The 869-nt window shown below is 38.9% G+C and carries 1 pseudogene; it reads left to right on the top strand.

From position 1 onward, the window contains the following. A pseudogene (locus tag ACG72T_RS12540) lies at nt 1-869 on the top strand (nickase); the annotation flags it as partial.

Genomic DNA, 869 nt, shown 5'->3' with positions numbered 1-869 from the left:
CTTAATTTTGAACAGACCACGCAAGCTGAAAGACGAGAATTAATTAAGGAAACCGATAGCGAACAAACAGTTTTCAAGGGTAGTGAATTAAACGAACGTTTAATGAACATTCGTGATGATTTGTTGACCCAACAATTATTGACCTTTACCAAACGGCCATACGTTGGCTGGAAGTTATTAATGCAACAGGAAAAGGAAGTCAAAATCGAACTGAAATATACGCTGATGATTCATAACGATAACTTAGAAAGTCTAGAACACGTCGATCAAGGGTTACTAGAAAAATATTCACCAACCGAACAGCAAAAGATTACTCGCGCAGTCAAAGATTTGCGAACAATCATGGCTGTTAAGCAAGTTATTCAAACGCAATACCATGAAGTATTGAAAAGGGCCTTTCCCAAAGGCAATTTAGATGGATTGCCATTGACTAAACAGGAACAGGCTTATACAGCCGTGATGTACTATGATCCAACTTTAAAGCCATTAAAAGTCGAAACAATGGAACAATGGCAAGCAAATCCACCACAGGTTTTCAGTACCCAAGAACATCAACAAGGACTAGCTTATTTGTCGGGACAGCTTAGCTTAGATCAGTTAGAAAATCATCACTTACAACGGGTTTTAAAGCATGATGGCACTAAACAACTCTTTTTTGGCGAATGCAAAGTCGATCCAACGATTAAGAACAGTCAAATCGAGAAAATCCAAAAGCAGTTAAAAGAGCGACAAGATAAGGACGATCAATACCGAAAAGAAAATATCGGGCATTATCAACCACTGAACTACAAGCCAGTTAGTCCAGACTATTACTTAAAGACGGCCTTTAGTAACGCAATCATGACCGCCCTATATGCCCGTGATGAAGA

It is taken from the genome of Companilactobacillus sp. FL22-1, from assembly GCF_043951805.1.
Lineage (GTDB): Bacteria > Bacillota > Bacilli > Lactobacillales > Lactobacillaceae > Companilactobacillus.
This window is presented reverse-complemented; position numbering and strand designations above follow the sequence as displayed.